11 protein-coding genes and 2 rRNA genes are annotated in these 20,289 nt (G+C 50.0%); 7 read left to right on the forward strand and 6 right to left on the reverse strand.

All coding sequences use genetic code 11. The features are described from left to right. Nucleotides 1-44 precede the first annotated feature (44 nt). From minD to EL628_RS00090, 4 genes are all read left to right on the forward strand, one after another. Nucleotides 45-875 (forward strand): septum site-determining protein MinD, encoded by an 831-nt coding sequence (gene minD, locus EL628_RS00075; protein WP_126577779.1) that lies wholly within the window; start codon nt 45-47, stop codon nt 873-875. Between the two features lie 14 nt (nt 876-889). Then, complete coding sequence (minE, locus tag EL628_RS00080; RefSeq protein WP_126577780.1) at nt 890-1,246, forward strand: cell division topological specificity factor MinE; 357 nt, start codon at nt 890-892, stop codon at nt 1,244-1,246. 838 nt (nt 1,247-2,084) lie between these two features. Further along, a complete protein-coding gene (locus EL628_RS00085; protein ID WP_126577781.1) occupies nt 2,085-2,768 on the forward strand; it encodes a hypothetical protein in 684 nt (227 codons plus the stop codon). 142 nt (nt 2,769-2,910) lie between these two features. Next, nucleotides 2,911-3,864 (forward strand): VOC family protein, encoded by a 954-nt coding sequence (locus EL628_RS00090; protein ID WP_126577782.1) that lies wholly within the window; start codon nt 2,911-2,913, stop codon nt 3,862-3,864. Nucleotides 3,865-3,978: 114 nt separating this feature from the next. On the opposite strand, the gene EL628_RS00095 is transcribed toward EL628_RS00090, so the two are convergent. After that, entirely contained in the window at nt 3,979-4,917 is a 939-nt protein-coding gene (locus EL628_RS00095; protein ID WP_218028847.1) for a fumarylacetoacetate hydrolase family protein, read from the reverse strand. A gap of 285 nt (nt 4,918-5,202) precedes the next feature. On the opposite strand from EL628_RS00095, the gene EL628_RS00100 reads away from it, so the two are divergent. Next, a complete protein-coding gene (locus EL628_RS00100; RefSeq protein ID WP_161975164.1) occupies nt 5,203-7,854 on the forward strand; it encodes an ArnT family glycosyltransferase in 2,652 nt (883 codons plus the stop codon). Nucleotides 7,855-8,079: 225 nt separating this feature from the next. Here the strand turns inward: EL628_RS00100 and EL628_RS00105 are convergent, their stop codons facing one another. Together EL628_RS00105 and aroE are read right to left on the reverse strand one after the other, a co-directional pair. Further along, nucleotides 8,080-8,463: an ACT domain-containing protein gene (locus EL628_RS00105; protein WP_126577784.1), complete on the reverse strand. Its 384-nt coding sequence runs from the start codon at nt 8,461-8,463 to the stop codon at nt 8,080-8,082. 215 nt (nt 8,464-8,678) lie between these two features. Next, nucleotides 8,679-9,563: a shikimate dehydrogenase gene (gene aroE / locus EL628_RS00110; protein ID WP_161975165.1), complete on the reverse strand. Its 885-nt coding sequence runs from the start codon at nt 9,561-9,563 to the stop codon at nt 8,679-8,681. Nucleotides 9,564-9,778: 215 nt separating this feature from the next. Between aroE and EL628_RS00115 the strand changes: the two genes are divergently transcribed. After that, on the forward strand, nt 9,779-10,585 hold the full coding sequence (locus EL628_RS00115; RefSeq protein ID WP_126577786.1) for an MBL fold metallo-hydrolase: 807 nt from the start codon (nt 9,779-9,781) through the stop codon (nt 10,583-10,585). 9 nt (nt 10,586-10,594) lie between these two features. Here the strand turns inward: EL628_RS00115 and EL628_RS00120 are convergent, their stop codons facing one another. Then, nucleotides 10,595-12,283: an ABC1 kinase family protein gene (locus tag EL628_RS00120; RefSeq protein ID WP_161975166.1), complete on the reverse strand. Its 1,689-nt coding sequence runs from the start codon at nt 12,281-12,283 to the stop codon at nt 10,595-10,597. 136 nt (nt 12,284-12,419) lie between these two features. Here EL628_RS00120 and EL628_RS00125 point away from each other — a divergent pair, with 136 nt between their 5' ends. Further along, nucleotides 12,420-15,092, forward strand: a complete 2,673-nt coding sequence (locus EL628_RS00125) for a M1 family aminopeptidase (protein ID WP_161975167.1) — start codon at nt 12,420-12,422, stop codon at nt 15,090-15,092. A gap of 424 nt (nt 15,093-15,516) precedes the next feature. On the opposite strand, the gene EL628_RS00130 is transcribed toward EL628_RS00125, so the two are convergent. After that, nucleotides 15,517-18,471 (reverse strand): 23S ribosomal RNA (locus tag EL628_RS00130). A 233-nt stretch (nt 18,472-18,704) separates the two neighbouring features. After that, nucleotides 18,705-20,183: ribosomal RNA gene (locus EL628_RS00135) — 16S ribosomal RNA — on the reverse strand. Together the 16S and 23S rRNA genes form the textbook arrangement of a ribosomal RNA operon. Nucleotides 20,184-20,289 lie beyond the last annotated feature (106 nt).

Genomic DNA, 20,289 nt, shown 5'->3' on the forward strand with positions numbered 1-20,289 from the left:
CTAGATCTACAGAAGCCTGAAAAGTTCTTCGAATGGAGTCAAGCATGGATAGCCGTGTCATCACAATTACTTCTGGCAAGGGTGGAGTAGGCAAAACGACTACCACCGCCAACCTCGGCAGTGCCCTGGCAGCTCAGGGCAAAAAAGTTGTCGTGGTCGATGCAGATATCGGCCTGCGCAATCTCGATGCCACCTTAGGTCTGGAGAACCGCATCGTCTACGATCTGGTCGATGTGGTCGAAGGACAATGCCGCCTCCGTCAGGCCTTAATCAAAGATAAACGCCTCCCAGAGTTCTATCTTTTACCAGCAGCCCAGACGCGCGATAAAAATGCGATCAATAGCACCCAGATGGTGCAGCTCTGCCAACAAATGCGGCAAGAGTTTGATCTTATTCTCATTGACTCTCCCGCAGGCATCGAACAGGGGTTCCGCAATGCCATTGTAGGGGCCGATGAGATTCTTATTGTTGCTAACCCCGAAATGGCTTCGGTACGTGACGCAGATCGGATCATCGGTCTGGTTGAGTCCGCGGGAAAACCTGAACCCCGCTTGATCCTTAATCGGCTGCGCCCGGAGATGGTCAAGCGCGGCGATATGATGGATGTGGCCGATGTGCTCGAAGTGTTGGGCATCGATCTCATGGGGATCATCCCTGAAGATGAGCTGATCATTGTGGCAACAAATAAAGGTGAACCAGCCATCTATGACAAACGCTCACGAGCTGGCCGCGCCTTTGTAAATACAGCCCAGCGTCTCCTCGGTGAGGAGGTCCCTCTTGATGAACTCGCAGAGGCTCCCTCATTAATAGAACGTTTACGCCGTTTTGTGGGCTTTGGCCCAGCCCTGACTGAGGAACGCTCTCAGCCTTCTTAGAAGGGATTCACAGAATGAGTGTGTTTGAATTTATGGTCGGACGCAAAAAACCAACTCCAGGCGAGGTCGCAAAAGAACGTTTGAAGGTCGTTCTTTCCTACGATCGCCTCAAGCTCAATCCTGAGCTCCTGGAGATTATTCGAGAGGAGATCTTAAGCGTTGTCTCACGGCGACTCGAGATCGATGCTGAACAGATGCAGGTCAATCTTTCGCACAATGGGGAATTGGACTTCTTGCTCGCTAATATGCCCATTAAACGCGAAAAAGTGAGCTTCGATTGGGATCCTCCTGCCTATTCTCCCCCCTCTCATGTGTTACATGGCACAATTCATGTCGAAGAAGGCATGCCTGGCACTCTCACGAACGATTAACCTATCCGTTGTTCCACTAAGAGCTATCCGCCAGGCATGCTCTTTTTTTGTCCCTTTTCAACTCGTCTGCACACAGATTCCCTTCCACCACAACCTTAACAATATCTTTATAAAGATATATATCAATCATCAAGTTAAGAATTGAATAAAAAAATCTTTCGTTCTCAACATAATCTCCATATTTTCCTTACCATTATAGAGACTGAGAACAAGTACAATACCCCTGTACGAAAAAGGAAATCGGTAAAAGAATAGACTAATACAAACTCCTTTTGTGTTAGTCTCTCTCTATTGAGCTCAAAAAGGGATGTGTGGGTAGGGATGGACTCCACCAGGCTTGCTCAAAAAAGGGTGATTTTTATCGTGCCAGTGAAGTGCCGGTGTGGGCATAGCACCTCTTTTTAGAAGTACTAGTCGGTTCTGTACAGACTAGCAACGCATAAAAAGTGGTGAGGTTGGAAGAGATGGCTCGCTGATACCTCTGTGATGGAGTGTGGGGTAACGGAAATATCAGAACCTATGACAGCTTGAATCGTTCCTCTGTGAAGTGGGGTAGTGTGAGGTCCAATGGTGATGGGCGTTGTGGTGGTTGAATGGGGCAACTATTGGTGGCTGGATCGATTAAGCTTGTAGAAAGGCTCTGGCTGTGTGGTAGGGTGGGGTCGTGGCGTTACACAGACTCACACAGCAGAGGTAACGGGGCTGTTCTCTTTCAGTGTGGATGATGGGGTGGGGCATGCTGTGTTCTACATCCGGGGCTGGAGCCTACCGGCAATAACGCCGGTACTTCAGTGTCTCGATAAATGGTAAACCTGGGAGGCGGGGTAAGTGAGGATGTATGGGTAGTGATGAACAAGTTTACACGTTTAAACAACGCTCTGTAAGTCAGGCATATTGGCCCAGCGCTATGCGTATCTGCGCCAATACAGATCGAGCTTCTCAATGGCATCGCCAGCTCTTGCTCCATGGCGTCTGGTGCATTGATACTGTAACGATCCTCCAGCTACGCTTTATCCACTTCTGGGCCCGCCGCATTACTCTCGCTCATGCAGCCCGCTTGATTGTGGTGATCCTGGCCGCGGCGATCGTGGCGGTTCTGTTCGTGCTCTATAGCTGGTCCGTCCTTTTAATCCTGGCCGTTCTCTGCATGATGACGACATTAATTATCTTACAACTACTCTTTCATGATGAATGGGGTGAGGAGGCCCTCAATACGCCTATGCTGTCTGACCATGAGGCTCTACAGGCTCCAGAAGCTCTTCTCTTCTCTATTCCTCCACTCCCTTCTACACAACAAGGACTGGATGCCGCCGAAGCACAATTCTTTCCTGAAACTCCTATGCCCACGACTCCTCTGATTCGTGTGCTGGAGACCATCGATCTCTCTTCTACTAATATAGAACATTTCCTGGATAGTGGAAAATATGCTGTTACTCCCATGCCAGATCGGCTCATGGATAGCGAAAAACAGGTCATTACTCCCATGCCAGCCCCCAGAACCCTCACGGCTGACGAAGTCTAATACAGACGAGCTCCACTGGAGCCCGTCTATGACCAGTCTACGACTATGACCTTCGGGTAGTTTCATTGACCCCTCAACTCTTGGCAGGTATGATACTTTTTGAAATTGCACATATCATGCAGGCAGGCAAGAGGAGGTAGCCATGAGCAATCAACAGATACAAAAAGTGAAAGTTAAGCGATTGGCACAAGTAGGACTGTGGGCAAAGGATCTAACAGCAGAAGCAAAGTTTTATTCCCAGGTTCTGGGGATGCAGATAAAAACAACCAGCCAGGATGATCTCGATCTGGATAGCGATGAGGCCAATCTGTTGCTTGCTCTGTCGAGCGAACAATCTTGTCTCAGTATCTATACTGATACCCGCACCGCAAATACAACTGGTCGCAAACCCGTACAGTTCTCCCCCCTCCATCATCTGACTTTTGAGGTCGATACTGATGCTGAACTGGCTGCTCTGGCCGCCCGGCTCAATCAGTCAGGGGTTGAGTTCTCTCTTGAACCACGAGGCGATGATCCCGATTCTGGAAGCAGTCTCTGGCTCAATGATCCCGATCAGAATCGTCTGGAGATTGTGGTGGCTCGCGATGCTCTGTTCTTACAACATGCTCCTATGAAACATGTCCCTCTTCGCCCTTATGGGCTTCAACATATCGCTCTCTATACTGCTCGGTTAGAGACAATGGTTGAGTTCTATACGGAAGCGTTGGGCTTCGATATGTCAGACTGGCTCTTGCGAGAGCGCGCCTGGCTCCGCTGTAATCAAAATCACCATACTCTCCTCTTGATTCAAGGCACTCCAGGTATCGATCATGTCGGCTATACGATCGCTAATGGAGATGAATTACTGCGCTGGGCCGATTATTTAAGCAACTATGAGGTTCCTCTCCTCTGGGGACCCGGTCGCCATGGCGCTAGCAATGATCTCTTTTTACGCATTGCCGATCCTGAACTTATTCATCTCGAGCTCTCGGCGGAGATTCAGCAGTATCATGATCGCGATGTGACTGCTCCCCCACGTCTCTGGCATACGCGCACGATGGCTCTGAATCTCTGGGGCGCTCTCCCACATTGGATACGAGAAGAGGGTCAGGCGTAATTCATTCGTTGAAGGCATAATCTCCTCTGCAATTTAGAGCTATCATCACTTGCACGCTCTCACTAAGTGATGATAGCTCTAAATTGCAGATCTTTATCCACTCACGCTCAGATGCTATGCTCTGACGATTGAATTGCGCAGAACCCCAATCCCTTCAATCTCGGATTCCATCAGGTCGCCTGGTCTGAGGAATTCGGCTGGTTTGCGCGAGAAGCCAACTCCACTAGGTGTCCCTGTGGCAATGATATCCCCTGGCTCCAATGTCATACCCCGGGAAAGGACTTCGATTGTCTGGGGAATGGAGAAGATCATCTGCTCTGTATTCCCATCCTGTTTAATAACATTATTTACCTTCAATCTGATTGCCAGATGATGGGGGTCTGCAATCTCATCGGCTGTGACAATCCAGGGACCCATGGGACATGACCCATCAAGGCTCTTCCCTTTGAAAAATTGCTTGTGTCTGGCTTGCAGATCACGTGCCGTGACGTCGTTCAGGACGGTGTAGCCAAAAACATAGTTCATGGCCTCATGTGCAGAAATGTTTTTGCCCGCTTTGCCAATAATCACCCCTAGCTCAACCTCCCAATCAATCTCGGTGGAAACCTCTGGATCAATGATAATTGATCCAAATGGTGCATTAACGGTGGTCGGCGCCTTGGTAAAAAAGACCGGGTCCGCCGGGGCCTCAGCACTCCGCTGACGAATCTCTGCCGTCTCCTGGGCATGAGCTACATAATTAACAGCCAGGCAGAAAATATTTTTACGCGGACGCACAATGGGAGCTGCCAGAGTCACGGCTTGCAGATCATGGGCCGCCCCTATCTCACGAAAGATCTTCACCTCTGTAAAAGGTCTCTCTCCAGCTCTCTCTATAATCGCTTGCAAACTTGTCTGATAGTGCTCATAGTGTTCAATCAGCTCCTGCATCTGGTCTGGAACTGGCAGGCCAAGCACACGCCCCGCAAGATCAACGTCCACTACCTCTTCTCCACGCATCAGACCTAGATGCGGAACTGGCAACAAGTTTGTTGAAAAACTGACAAATCTCACGTCTAACTATCTCTTTCTCACTATAAAAGTACCAGCAAGCAAGCTTAGTAATAATGATGTAACATACAATACAGCGAGGAATGGACGTATTCAGTGCCTCATCACTTGATTGTTAGATGAGAATTGCTTCGTCCCCCCCTGTATACTGCTACATATATCCTATGACATACAATGGTAGCTAGAAAATGCTCAGTTTTTAAACTACCAATACTCAGAATAGTGTACCATACCCTCGATAAAGAGCGTAAAATAGACTGTAGAGAAGGCAAAAGTAGGGAAAGAAATATGCAAAATATGATGATGCGAGGAAGACCATGGCATACTGCCCGCTATACAGTACTCCTCCTCTTAGGGCTAGGTCTGCTGCTCGGATTAGACAGGCTCTGCTACCATTTTACATTACCGGTCTCGCTGGAGAGTCATGCAGGGAAGTTAACACTCCATGTTGGGAATACCGTTCTTCCTATTGATATAAAAGAGGCACCAGAATCTCTACAATTTGATGCCACTGATCCCGTTGTTCATGAGTACCAGATTGATGGCAGTGATAGTACAAATAATTTCACGCTTGATAGAAATTATCTCGATCAGATCTCTACAACCCCTTATTACCGTTTCCAGGCCTGGATGCGCGATCTGGCTGGAACCAGTCAGTGGCGCAATGTTCATATCCACAGTCCAGCTTCTCAACGATCAGATGTTTCCATGGGAGATCCTGCCAATGGTTCCAGCTTTCCTCTTCCCCACGGAACAGGCTGGCAGGTCACTATGCAGCTCCAACGGCCCGAGACGCAGCGAACAATCTCTCTCATTATCAATGATCAGGAGAGTATCTCTATTGTGATCAACCGGAATGATCGTTTTGTTCAGGTTATTCAATCACATTCTGGTCTGGCGGATGTTGAGCTCAATAAGTCCTTCTTTCCTACAGATGCGCTTCCCTTTGGGGTTATGGTACTGGATCTCCTCGTACGTGTACTCCTCTGGGCTCTTGTGCTCTTAGGTGCTGTTTTACTATGCGAGATGATCGTGGCGCTCCTCTCTGCATTATTGCTCCGACAAATCTACTTCGCTCCATCTACAGCTAAGGTGCAGCACTCTTTTTCGCCTGCGAAGAGCTCTTATATCCCTTCCACGCCTCCCGTTCTTCAAGAAACGCTCATCTCTCATACAAGCTTTCCCAGAGCCGATCTGACGGCAATTACAGAAGATCTTCCTCATTCTGGGGATTTTGATCCTGAATTCTATGAAGATCACTACCAGTCTATCCCTTTCTATTCACCAGATACAGAATATGGTTTGCCTGAGCAACCTTCGACAACCAGGTTGGCAAAGGTAAAAAACCTCCTCTGGCTGCGGACAATCTGGCAGAAACTTGTGGAAGCGCTCCATCCCATAGCATTGTTAGCGCTCTGCCTCTCATTCCTGTTTGTTGCCTGGATTGCACGTGTACAATACAACGGCCAACCCCATATCTATGATGCCAATGCCTATCTCTTTGCCGCTAAAATGTATGCACAGGGACATCTGTCAGTGCCAGTCCCTCCTGCTGCAAGTCATTTTCCTGGTCCCTTTATGATTACTTTTCAGGGGCGCTGGTTTGCTCAGTATCCACCTGGTACAGCTCTTACCTTAGTCCCTGGTCTCTGGTTAGGGGTTCCCTGGCTGGTAGAGCCTGTTCTTGGGACGCTTGCTCTGCTTGGGATTGGTTTAGTCGCAGCCCGGCTCTATACTCGCCAGGTAGCCACCCTTGCTGTACTTCTGGGGACCTTTTCACCTTTCTATAGTTATCTAGCAGCCAGCTACCTTAGCCATGCGATTGCCCTGTTTTACCTCATCTGGGGTCTGTGGGCCTTTCTACGGTTCACCCAGGGAGGAGCACGATGGAATCTTCTCTTCGCTGCTTTTCTCCTGGGAATGGGGGCTTTGACTCGTGATCTGGTGGGAATTCTGTTTGCTGGACTGAGCTGCTCGATGATTGTACTGCTCTATCGCCAACAGATCTGGCAGGAGCGGCGGCGCTGGAAGCTTCCAGCCACAGGCTTTTTCCTGATCTGTCTGTTCTTTGGAGGGATTACACTCGCTGTCAATCAGAGCCTTACTGGCGATCCCTTTACCTCTGCACGTACGCTGTTTTTCGCTGGGGATCGCTGGGGATTTGGTCCTGGTATCGGCTTCTATGGGCAGCATACTGTCGCCGCTGGCCTCGTCAATCTGGATGAGATCCTGACCATCCTGTCCATCGATCTCTATGGCTGGCCTTTTTATCTGACATTGGCCTTTATGGCTATTCCCTTTTTAACTTTACGCGCTCGTATGGTTGATTGGTTATGTTTAGCCTGCGTCTGCCTCATCGCTGCCTCGTTCGTGGGCTACTTCTATCATGGGATCTATCTAGGACCACGGTATCTTTTCGAAACGCTCCCATTTCTGCTGATACTAACTGCTCGTGGAATACTCACACTCATTGCAATTGCTAAAGAGCTGACAGCTCGTATTTATAGGACCTTCCTGCTCAAACATGAGCATCGAGAGATGGGGCTACCATTCGCTGGCTATCTCTTCACTACGACTCTGATGCTGTGCTTACTGAGCTGCAATGTCTTCTATTATCTCCCTCGTCAGATAGTTTTGTATCAAAACTACAGTGGCCTTTCTGTTTATCCAATCGATCTGCCAGTACTCTATCGACCAGACCTGCATCATGCCATTATTGTTACAGAGAATTACGCAATCTATCAGATGGTGCTTTTCCCCCTGAATGATCCACAGCTACAGGGAGATCTGATCTATGCACTGGCCAGTGACGCGACAGATTATCAGCAACTTCAGACGGCTTTTCCAGGTAGAAAGATCTATCATCTTGATCTCAATGCCGATGGCACCATTCATTATACGCAGGTAGGATCAGCAGATCTTCAACAAACCAGGAAATAGCCAACAAGAGGATAGCAGGCTTTCAAACCAATACAGACCTCTAAAAAATATAGACAGATTATCTATATTCGATAAAGGTACATCTTCTCCTGCTTCCCTCTGGGCACCTGGACAGATTAAGAGCTCACTCTATCTACCACACAGTTATATGTATTTACTATATGAAATATATCGCTCTTATATCTCTATCATTTGAGGGCTGGCAGCTTAATTTCTACTGGTAGCTTAATTTCTAAATGTATGACCAGCCTGCTTTAAAACAGCAATGGCATGATCTAAATCTGGTTCCTGGATCAAAATATAGTCGGTCTCATAGGTTGCCACAGAGAGAACACTGATATTCTCTTCTGCCAGTGGAAGAGCTAACGCGGCATGAACGCCCGAGACAGCGAAATCAAACGGACCATCTACCTTAATACAGCGCCAATGGCGGGCTGCCTGGGCATCTTCGGGAACATTCTCCTGGGGGCAAATAATTGAGAGCTCTTCTGGAGTGCGTGTAAGAGAGATAAAATCACCAATCAGAGCCCAATTTGGAATATACCCATCAGGGTGCAAGCGACAAATAGCAAATACCTGCGGAAATAGCGATAGAGTCAGTTTATGCATGTTTCTTCTTTGCTCCTTCATTTGGTCTGGCTTTAACAAGAAGGCCACGCGCTGTGCATATCCTATTGCACAACTTGTATGCCTCTGTCCATTCATTCGCTAAAGGGGAGCTGCCACGACATGGCTTTTGCTTATTTGGGATTCTATTGGGAAGAGCGAATAGAACATTTCTTGCGGGCCTATTTTATCACATGGTGACGTACTATGGCACAATATCATAGTAACGCAGCTCTCATTACGTCAAGAGGAGCTGGATGTTTTGTCCATAAGTTAAAAGCTAACGCTCCTTGATGGAGAAGCATTGAGAGGCCATTGGCTACACGCAGGCCCATAATGCGCGCCTGACAAAGGAGATATGTCTGACTGGGATTATAGATCATATCATACACAAATGTATCACTGTCAAAGCGATCCAGGATCTCGGCTGGCAATGGGCTTACATCACCATGGAGACCTAAAGAGGTTGCATTGATAATGATTGAGTTTCCATGAGGGATGAGAAAAGAAGCATCATTTAAGCAAAAAATTGGACCTTCGTATACCTGTTGCACTTCAGCCGCTAACAATTGTGCACGTTCAAGATGACGATTCAGGATAATGAGACGGTCAATATTAGCCTGGGCCAGAGCAAAGGCAGCCCCACGAGCCGCTCCCCCAGCTCCCAATAAAATCAGGGTATAGCCTGCTAACGAGATCTGCCCCGTCTCGGAACGCTCACCCAGGCCTTCTTCGTAAAGGGCATATAAGAGTCCCATCGCATCGGTATTATAGCCGCATAAATAGTCATCTTGACGTACAATAGTATTGACTGCCCCTATCCGCGTCGCCAGTGGATCAACTTTGTCTAAAAGTGGCAGGACTGCCTCTTTATATGGAATAGTCACATTAGCCCCAAGACAATCTTCTTCACATAATGAACGAATGCGTTCTATCAGCTGTTCTGCTGGTGTGGGCCATAGCTCATAGCGGGCAGGAATCTGTAAGGCATTAAACGCTGCCTGCTGAAACCTCGGCGAGAAGGAGTGAGCCACGGGATTCCCAATCAATCCAACGCGCCAGGTATGCTCCACTTGCCTTAAAAAATCGTCATGATCAGACATCCAAATACCCATCTTCTGTACTTTTTCGCAAGATACATTGTGATTCAGCTGGCCAAAAATAAGGACTTGTAAGTAATATAAATATATCATACCACTCTGCTCTATGCTTCAATATGGTAAGATACAGTCGAATATACTTCGCGAGTTACAGTTGATGACAACTGTGAAACACTGAGACGCTTTTTTATGCAGAACGAAAGAGAAGCCTGTAGCTTATGAGTAGACTCTCTCCCTATACGTGTATTCTCGCCCCCAATGCTTCTATCCTGACAGGTCCGGGCACGACTACGGTAATTGTCGGAGGTGGGGTCGAAGGGGCAACCGTCATTGATCCGGCGGTGGATGATCATGATTACCTATCAGCTGTACTTAAAGCCGGGGAGGAGCGCGGACGTATTCGGCGCATTCTCATTACTCACGGACACCCCGACCATATGGGAGGAGCCTTAGCCCTGCGGCGCGAGTTAGGAATCTTTATCTATGCCTTTAGTCGACAGGGAGTGCCCATAGCCGACGAGGAGGTGCCAGATGGGCTGCTCTTTCCAGCTGGCCTCCGCGCTATTCATACTCCTGGTCATCGCTTTGACCACCTCTGCTTTTATCTTGAACAAACTCAGACTCTCTTTGCCGGCGATCTCCTGGCTGGAGAAGGGACCGTTGTCATTGCTCCACCAGAAGGAGATATGCAGTCCTATTTAGACTCTCTTGCCCGTCTACAACAGCTTCCCCTTCAGGAGATCGTTCCGGCCCATGGTCCCATCATTACGCAACCACAACAAAAGATCGCTGACTATATTGCTCACCGCTTGCAGCGAGAAGAACAGATTCTCTCGGCACTCTCTACAACAGATCAGGCGATCAGTACTTCTGCTCTTGTCCAACAAATGTATGCCGATCTCCATCCGGCCCTTCACCCGGCTGCTGAACAATCCGTAACCGCTCATCTCATTAAGCTCGCACGCGAAAGAAGGGCACTTCAGCAGCCAGATCAGACGTGGATTCGCTGGGAAGAGCATAATTAGGGAGAAAACCTATCTCTTTACGAACAGGCCCAGTGTGGTTATTGCTGCAAGACCTAAACAGAACCATCCTGGGGCTGGCAGATGCGATGTCAGGAGATAAATTCCGCCAGCCATCGATGCCAGTCCCAACAAGGTAAAGCCTATGCTTCCCCGGCCAGCGGACAGGACAAGCTGTCCGCCAGCCTTACCTCGCCGAATATGACTCCCACTACCTGCCAGATTGGCTAACCGTACCTCGACCTGACCAGCATCAATACGTGTCACTAAACGATCAATAGAATGTGGTAGTTTGAGGAGAACCTTTCCCATATCAAGTGTCTGCTTAAGTAGTTGCTGTGCACTCTCCCGCAAATTGTTCATATCCAGTCCTAGAAAACTTTGCGCATAAGGGGTTGCAACTGCCACAAAATTAAAGTCAGGTGCAAGGCCCGTCGCAACACCAACAAGTGTGCTCACCGCACGCCCGCTAAAGGCAAATTGTGCCGGAATGCGGAAAGGTTGATCATAGAGCAAGTCGCTTACCTCTCTGACAACCGAACGCATATCCAGATCCCGCACCTGTCCCAATGTCATCCCATAATATTGCTCAAGCAATAGTCCTAGTGCATCTTCAATCATTTTGAGGTCTGCACGCTCACCAATGAAACCTAGCTGATTTAATGCCTGGACCATGCCTTCAGAATCTTGTGTTACGAGACTGAGGAAGAGAGAGCGCATAAGACGTTTCATCGTCCGTGTAATAGATCCAACCATTCCAAAGTCTACAAATGCGACAATCGGGTTGGCTGGATCGCAGCCGCGTTTGACAAAAATATTGCCTGGATGGGGATCAGCATGATAAAAGCCAGCGGCAAAAAACTGGTAAAAATACGCTCTAATGGTACGATTAGCGACCTCAAGACGATCGATTCCAGCCAGATCGAGGGCAGCGTAATCGTTGACCTTTATGCCATCAATCCATTCTAAGACTAATACATGCCGTGAGACATACTCAGCATACACTTTTGGCACATAGATGGTTGGATCATCAGCAAACATTTCACGAAAACGTTCGGCATTAGCCGCCTCGATCTTAAAATCAACCTCTTCAAAGACTGTGCGACGAAACTCACGGTAGACGCTCCCCAGATCGATAAAGTCTTTGGTGTCCACAAATCTATTAATCAGCCAGATGACAAATTTGAGGGTGCGCAGGTCCAGACGTACAAGCTGCTCAATATGTGGTCGCTGAATTTTGACCGCCACGGTCTCGCCAGTCGCAGCTAACACGGCTTTATGAACCTGTCCTAGAGAGGCGGCGGCAGTACACTTCTGCTCTAAAACGCTAAAAATTTCATTCACTGGCCGTCCGAACTCTTTTTCGATCGTGGCTACAACATGCTCAAATGGGGCCGGAGGCACTTCATCTTGCAAAGTGCTCAGGACAGCCAACGCTTGCTCTGGAAGTATATCTGCTCTTGAACTCAAAAACTGGCCCAATTTAATTGTTAATACACCCAGTCTGAGTGCAGTTCGCTTAAAATTCGTCAGAACAGCAATTAACACTTCAATATCAGGCTTTACTTCATAATCACCACGTTGGCGAGCCCGGATAACCCGTTTTCGCTCACGATAAATTACCCATAATGTCCATAGTAGTAAACGCGCGACACGAATGAAGCGCACAAACGGGGCCAGAGGCCCGATACTTGTCTGCATATCCATCCTCTTTCAGCACAGAAACCATCCTATAATCCACTACGAAATTGGTGAGTTTGTGGTTTGAAGAAAGATGGACATTAGTAATATGATATACAGACGATCACACTTTATACCAGTTAGTCGAGGAGAGATTATGAAACATTGCCAACGTGGACAGACTATAGACATTGGGGATGGCTATAGCCTTTTTCTGCTGGGCGAACAGAGCGCTTTGCCCACACCACATGCACGCGATTTTGAGTTACCTGGCGACCCCTTACAATATGCTCCAGAGCGGCCCGCCGATGTGACCCATGTCAAGCTCGAGATCACGCTCGATTTTGAGCAGGAGACCATCAGTGGTACTGCGTTTACCACGTTTGTAGCACTCTATGAAGAGGTCAAAACTATTTATTTTGATGCTGTAGAGCTACAGATCGCCGAGATTAGTATTGCTGATGGCACAAAACTTGCCTATTCTCAGACCGATAAAAAATTAGCAGTGACGCTTGATCGCCCTTATAAACATGGGGAAGAATTTACCGTCGCCATTACATATTCTGCCAGACCACGTACCGGGCTCCATTTTATGAAGCCAGTACCTGAAGATCCCACACGTTTTGAACATGCCTGGACCTTTGGTCAGCCTCGCTATCATAGCTACTGGTTCCCCTGCCATGATGCTCCAAACGATCGAGCCACGACTGAGATCATTGTGACAGTGCCTGCACGCTTTGTAACGATCTCTAATGGAAATCTGCTTGAGGTGATTGATCACGGTGCCACCAGAACTCACCACTGGCTACACAATGTTCCTCACGCTGCCTATCTCGTCTCGTTGGTGGTTGGCGATTTTGCTGTTATTGAGGATAAGTATAAAGAAAAACCAGTAACTTACTATGTCCGCAAAGACCGCAAAGAGGATGCCCCTCACTACATGGGAAAAACCCCACGTATGATGCAATTCTTCTCAGAATATACTGGGGTTGAATACGCTTACGATAAATATGCACAGACTGTGGTAGAGATTTACACGGGTGCCATGGAACATACAACTGCCACAACACACAGTTTTGCACTATTAACGGATAAAAAAGGGGCGCTGGATATCAATGATGATATGGTTCTGGTCGTAGCGCACGAACTTGCACATCAATGGTTTGGCGATCTCGTAACCTGCCGCGATTGGTCCAACGGCTGGCTCAATGAAGGCTTTGCAACGTATTTTGAGCAGTTATGGGGAGAACATGATCGGGGTCAGGATGCTTTTAAGTATGAGATGCTCAAGGAGAAGCAGATCTATCTGGCTGAGGATAAACGCTATCGTCGCCCGGTTGTCTACTATGCTTATCATGACCAGGGCTTTGAGCTCTTCGATGCACACCTGTATAAAAAAGGGGGTTGGGTGCTGCATATGCTGCGCCATCAACTGGGTGAGAATAATTTCCGACGTGGCATTCAAGCCTATCTAGAACGCTACCGCACGAAAGAGGTCATTACTGCTGATCTCGAGCGCACGCTGGAAGAGGTGACTGGTCATAGTCTGGCGCGTTTCTTTCAACAGTGGATCTACAGTGGCGGCTACCCCGAATTAGATGTTACCTATTCCTGGGATGGTGAGAACAAGCTGGCAAAGGTTAAAATTAAGCAGAAGCAGAAGGTTGATGATCTCACACCTTGTTTCTATACACCCCTGGATATTGCCTTCACTATTCCGGTAGCTGATGATCCCAATGGGCAGACTCGTACTATATCCTTAAAAGTTCTGTTAGGTGAAGAAGGTCAGACGGAACAGAGCTTCTATCTTCCCCTTGAGCGCGAACCTCTGATGGTCCGTATCGATCCTGATGGTTGGCTCCTTAAAACCCTTTCGTTCGAGCGCTCTACAAAAATGTTGACCTACCAGTTGGCCAACGATCCAGATGTGCTGGGGCGGATTGAGGCAGCTGAAGCTCTCGGTGAACTAAAGGATGAAGCAAATCTAGAGGCCTTAAAAACTGCTCTCTTTCATGATGCTTTTGAAGGGGTTCGAGCCGAAGCAGCACGCGCGATTGGCCAGTATGGCAACGAAAAGGCTTTGAATATCCTTATTCAGGCGCTCAATGAACTTGATCCCAGGCAGTTCTCACGGGTACGCAGCACCATTGCTCGTCGCTTAGGAACCTATCAGGAAAACAAGCAACCAGAGCTGGCTCAACGTGCAGCGGAGACGCTACGTGCTCTGTTAGAGAAAGGCGATGTCAGCTATCTGGTCGAAGCTGGAGCAGCCGAGGCGCTCGGTCAGACGCGAACTGCTGGCAGTGTGGAGGTTCTCGATCAGCTTTTCCAGAAACCGAGCTGGAACTATTATATCCATCGCTCGATCGCAGCGGGCTTAGGAGCTACTGGAGAAGAAAAGGCAGTTGCAATTCTCACCAGAGCTCTTTACAATAGCGAAAATTATCCCTCTCTGCGCATGGCTGCTGCACTTGGTCTTCAAGCAGTAGGCTCTAATCGCCTGCTCTATAGCGAAGAGGTCCGCAAGCAAGCAGTAACGGCGCTCAGCCATGCTGTTCAACACGACAGTTGGAGCCCTGCACGCCAGGCCTCTGCTGCCGCTCTGATGAGCCTGGGCGATGCAAGTGTCGCAGGTTTGCTTGATACTACCGCAAAATCCGAGCTCGATGATGGGGCTAAACGTAGAATGCGCCTGGCTGCTCATAATCTCAGACAAAACAAAAAGGATGATGAGCAGTTAAAGCTGCTACGCAAAGATCTCGATGATGTTCGCGAAGAGAATCGCAAACTTAAAGAACAACTTGCTGCAATTGAAGCTCGGTTAAAATAAGCCCGTGCGCAGCATATCATGCAGCAACCATCACAATGATGGTTCATTCATGAAAAAGGGCTGAGATAACGCACGTCTCGCCGCATCGATGATGAATGCGGCGAGACGTGCGTTATGATTTGACGATAAATCATGATGATCCCGCATTATGGCGTTTGATGTATTAAATCATAAGGGAGGCGTAGAGATAATACCTGTCCTTCTACATTCAGAAAGCAGCCACTATTACAACTTTAACTGCGCTCACGACAGAGCTAAGCCATAAACACAAAAAAAGCCAGGATCTTACAATCCTGACTTCTCTCTTTGTTCCATTGCACCTGATGGTGCCAACTGTTGAGGATATTCTCTCAATTTTGCCGAGCGTGCCGCTTGCAACCACGCGTTCAAGCCGATTTCTGCTCGCTCACCCACTCAAGACCTGAATGACAAGCCGTACGATCATTAGGGCGACTTCGCTCCACCTGTTACCAGGCGTCCACGCGTCGTCTATCCACCAGGTCTTCTTCCTGGGATCTTGATCACACAAAGTGATGGGAAGACTCATCTTGGGTGCGGCTTCGCGCTTAGATGCCTTCAGCGCTTATCCCTTCTGAACATAGCTATCCAGCTGTGGCCCGGGCAGGCCAACTGGCACACCAGCGGTTCAGCCATCTCGGTCCTCTCGTACTGGAGATGACGCCCCTCAATCTTCCTACGCCCACGACGGATAGAGACCGAACTGTCTCGCGACGTTCTGAACCCAGCTCGCGTGCCGCTTTCATGGGCGAACAGCCCAACCCTTGGGACCTACTCCAGCCCCAGGATGCGACGAGCCGACATCGAGGTGCCAAACCTTGCCGTCGATGTGAACTCTTGGGCAAGATAAGCCTGTTATCCCCGGGGTAGCTTTTATCCGTTGAGCCACACTCCTTCCACTCGGGAATGTGGGATCACTAAGTCCGACTTTCGTCCCTGCTCGGCGCGTCTGCCTTGCAGTCAAGCTCTCTTCTGCCTTTACACTCTTGAAGGGTGATGTCCATCCACCCGGAGAGAACCTTTGAGCGCCTCCGTTACTCTTTGGGAGGCGACCGCCCCAGTCAAACTACCCACCTGGTCCTGTCTGCCAACCGGTTCACGGTCTGGCGTGAGACACAAAACACAACGAGAGTGGTATTTCACTGCTGCCTCCTCCACCCCCACAAGGATGGATTCTTCGGCTCCCACCTATGCTACGCACGCTGTCCCTCGTATCCAGGCCAAGCTGTAGTAAAGCTCCACGGGGTCTTTTTGTCCTGTCGTGGGTAACCCGTATCTTCACGGGTACTTCAATTTCGCCGAGTCCTCTGTCGAGACAGTGCTCAACTCGTTACTCCTTTCGTGCGGGTCGGAACTTACCCGACAAGGAATTTCGCTACCTTAGGACCGTTATAGTTACGGCCGCCGTTCACCGGGGCTTCACCTCGTGGCTACGAACACCACTCAGCTTAACCTTCCGGCACTGGGCAGGAGTCAGCCCCTATACTTCCGCTTTCGCGTTCGCAGAGACCTGTGTTTTTGGTAAACAGTCGGTTGAGCCAATTTCTTGCAGCCCCCTCACGCATCGAAACACGCTACTGGGGCACCCCTTCTACCGAAGGTACGGGGTCAATTTGCCGAGTTCCTTAACAGAGGGTCGCTCGATCACCTTGGGGGAGTTCCCCCTGCCTACCAGTGTCGGTTTGCGGTACGGGTAGCGTCAGCTCTCACGAGAGGCTTTTCTTGGCAGCCTGGGGTCCGATGACTTCCGCACGATTGCTCGCGCTCGGTGCCGCTGTCATGCACAGGAGACCGGGATTTGCCTCGGTCTCGCACTTCAAACGACACGCCGATCCTGTCCATTCGATCGGTTCACCTTCCCTACTGCGTCCCCCCATTGTTGATCACGATCTGACGCTAGTGCAGGAATCTCTGACCTGCTTTCCATCGCCTACGACTATGACGTCCTCGGCTTAGGGCCCGACTCACCCTGGGACGATTGACGGTGCCCAGGAACCCTCAGGCATTCGGTGTCTCTGGTTTTCACAGAGATTGCGCTACTCATTCCGGCATTCTCACTTCTCGTCGCTCCACCAGTCCTTGCGGTCTGGCTTCTCTGCTTGAGAACGCTCCCCTACCATTGCACCACAAGGATGCAATTCACGGCTTCGGTACACTGCTTAAGCCTCGCTACGTTGTCGGTGCCACTACACTCGACCAGTGAGCTATTACGCACTCTTTCAATGATGGCTGCTTCTAAGCCAACATCCTGGCTGTTATTGCGTACTGACTCCCTTTGACACTGAGCAGTGATTTGGAGACCTTAGCCGGTGATCTGGGCTGTTTCCCTTTTGACAATGAAGCTTAGCCCCCACTGTCTCACTTGCATGCTCCACTCTGCTGGCATTCGCAGTTTGAGAAGGGTTGGTAACCCGCACAGGGCCCCGAGCCTTTCCAGCGCTCTACCTCCAACAGACAACACATGCAGCTGTACCTCAATACATTTCGGGGAGAACCAGCTATCTCCACGTTCGATTGGAATTTCTCCCCTATCCACAAGTCATCCCCCAGTTTTGCAACACTGGTGGGTTCGAGCCTCGACGGACTGTCACATCCGCTTCACTCTGCTCATGGATAGCTCACGTGGTTTCGGGTCGCATCGCCGCAACGCGCGCCTGCTTCAGACTCGGTTGCCCTCTGGCTCCCCAACTTTAGCGTTGGTTAACCTGCTACGACGATGCACTCGCCGGATCATTCTACAAAAGGCACGCCATCAGCCCTTAGTTCCTCCTGGAACAGTGGCCTCTGACTGCTGGTGAGTACGTGGTTTCAGGGTCTCTTTCATCCCCCTCTCGGGGTGCTTTTCACCTTTCCCTCACGGTACTTGTTCGCTATCGGTCACGAAAGATGTTGAGCCTTGGAGGGTGGTCCCCCCAGCTTCCCACAAGGTTTCACGTGCCTCGTGGTACTCAGGATCCTCGCCCACGCCGGTTGATCGTCTTCTACAGGACTCTCACCTGCTCTGGTTGCGCTTTCCAACGCATTCGAATGATCGGCCATTGTTTGTTGCGAGTCCTACAACCCCGCCCGTTCCGAAGAACGGATGGTTTGGGCTCCTCCCGGTTCGCTCGCCACTACTACGGGAATCTCGGTTGATTTCTTTTCGTCGAGCTACTGAGATGTTTCAGTTCGCCCGCTGCCCTCTGCCCTGTCTATGTGTTCAACAGGGAGTATCCAGACATCACTCTGGATGGGTTGCCCCATTCGGAATCTCGAGGTTCATGGCTTGTATGCAGCTCCCCTCGAACGTTTCGCCGGTCTCCGCGTCCTTCATCGGTCTTTCGTGCCAAGGCATCCACCTCGTACTCTGTGTAGCTTGTTCGTTTCTACGGTCTTGATGGTGTCTTGCTTGCTCTGCTTCAACTCGTGCTTGCAATCTTCATCGCTCAGCAAAATTGAAGGAATATCCTCTTCAGTTGTTCAGGTGCACGTGATCAGGGAGAACCCCAACCACTGGAGAGTGGAAACCAGCCAGCCCTCTGGCTTGCAAAAGTAACGACCATTTCCTGTTTCGACCTAGGAGTGGATCTCTCGAAAGAGATCAAAGCTCCCTAGAAAGGAGGTGATCCAGCCGCACCTTCCGGTACGGCTACCTTGTTACGACTTCACCCCAATCACCGACCCCACCCTCGACGCTTGCCCCCCCGAAGGGTTAGCCCAGCGGCTTCAGGTGTTGCCGACTTTCGTGGTGTGACGGGCGGTGTGTACAAGACCCGGGAACGTATTCACCGTAGTGTGCTGACCTACGGTTACTAGCAACTCCCACTTCATGGAGGCGGGTTGCAGCCTCCAATCTGAACTGAGGCCAAGTTTGACGAGATTGGCTCCCCCTCGCGGGTTCGCAACTCTTTGTCTCGACCATTGTAGCGTGTGTGTCGCCCAGGACGTAAGGGCCGTGCTGACTTGACGTCATCCCCGCCTTCCTCCACGTTGATCGCGGCAGTTTCGTTAGACCATTCAACTAACGACAGGGGTTGCGCTCGTTGCGGGACTTAACCCAACATCTCACGACACGAGCTGACGACAGCCATGCAGCACCTGTGGAACCGCCCCGAAGGGACAGCGCGTTACCGCTGGTGCAATTCCATGTCAAGTCCTGGTAAGGTTCTTCGCGTTGCATCGAATTAAACCACACGCTCCGCTGCTTGTGCGGGTCCCCGTCAATTCCTTTGAGTTTTAATCTTGCGACCGTACTCCCCAGGCGGACCACTTCAAACGTTAGCTCCGGCACTGAAGGGGTCGAACCCTCCAACGCCTAGTGGTCATCGTTTACGGCCAGGACTACCGGGGTATCTAATCCCGTTCGCTCCCCTGGCTTTCGCACCTGAGCGTCAGGTACTTCCCAGGACACTGCCTTCGCCATTGGTGTTCCTCCGGATATCTACGCATTTCACCACTCCACCCGGAATTCCGTGTCCCTCTGAAGCCCTCAAGTCGGGCAGTCTTCATACACCCTCTCCAGTTGAGCCGGAGATTGTCAGTACAAACTTACCTGACCGCCTGCGTGCGCTTTACGCCCAATAAATCCGGACAACGCTTGCCCCCTACGTATTACCGCGGCTGCTGGCACGTAGTTAGCCGGGGCTTCTTCCTTGGGTACCGTCCGTTCTCGTCCCCAAGAAAAGCAGTTTACGATCCGAAAACCGTCATCCTGCACGCGGCGTTGCTCGTTCAGGGTTGCCCCCATTGACGAAAATTCCTCACTGCTGCCCCCCGTAGGAGTCTGGGCCGTTCTCAATCCCAGTGTGGCTGATCGTCCTCTCAGACCAGCTACTGATCGTCGCCTTGGTAAGCCTTGACCTCACCAACTAGCTAATCAGACGCAGACCCATCCCAAAGCGCCCTTGCGAGCTTTCCTCTTGCGAGCATATGCGGTATTGTCGGCGATTTCTCGCCGGTATTCCTCACTTTGGGGCAGATAATCCACGCGTTACTCACCCGTCCGCCACTCACTCATTGCTGAGTGCGTTCGACTTGCATGTGTTAGGCACGCCGCCAGCGTTTATCCTGAGCCAGGATCAAACTCGCCATCCAATTTATGTTCAAGAGAGCCACAGCGGGCCTCCCGAAAATGCATTGTGTAGTTCGCGATCCAGTCCAAGTGTTTATTGCTTGGCTTGTTCGCAGATTTGCATCACTT

The sequence above is a fragment of the Tengunoibacter tsumagoiensis genome (assembly GCF_003967535.1).
GTDB classification, from domain to species: domain Bacteria; phylum Chloroflexota; class Ktedonobacteria; order Ktedonobacterales; family Ktedonobacteraceae; genus Tengunoibacter; species Tengunoibacter tsumagoiensis.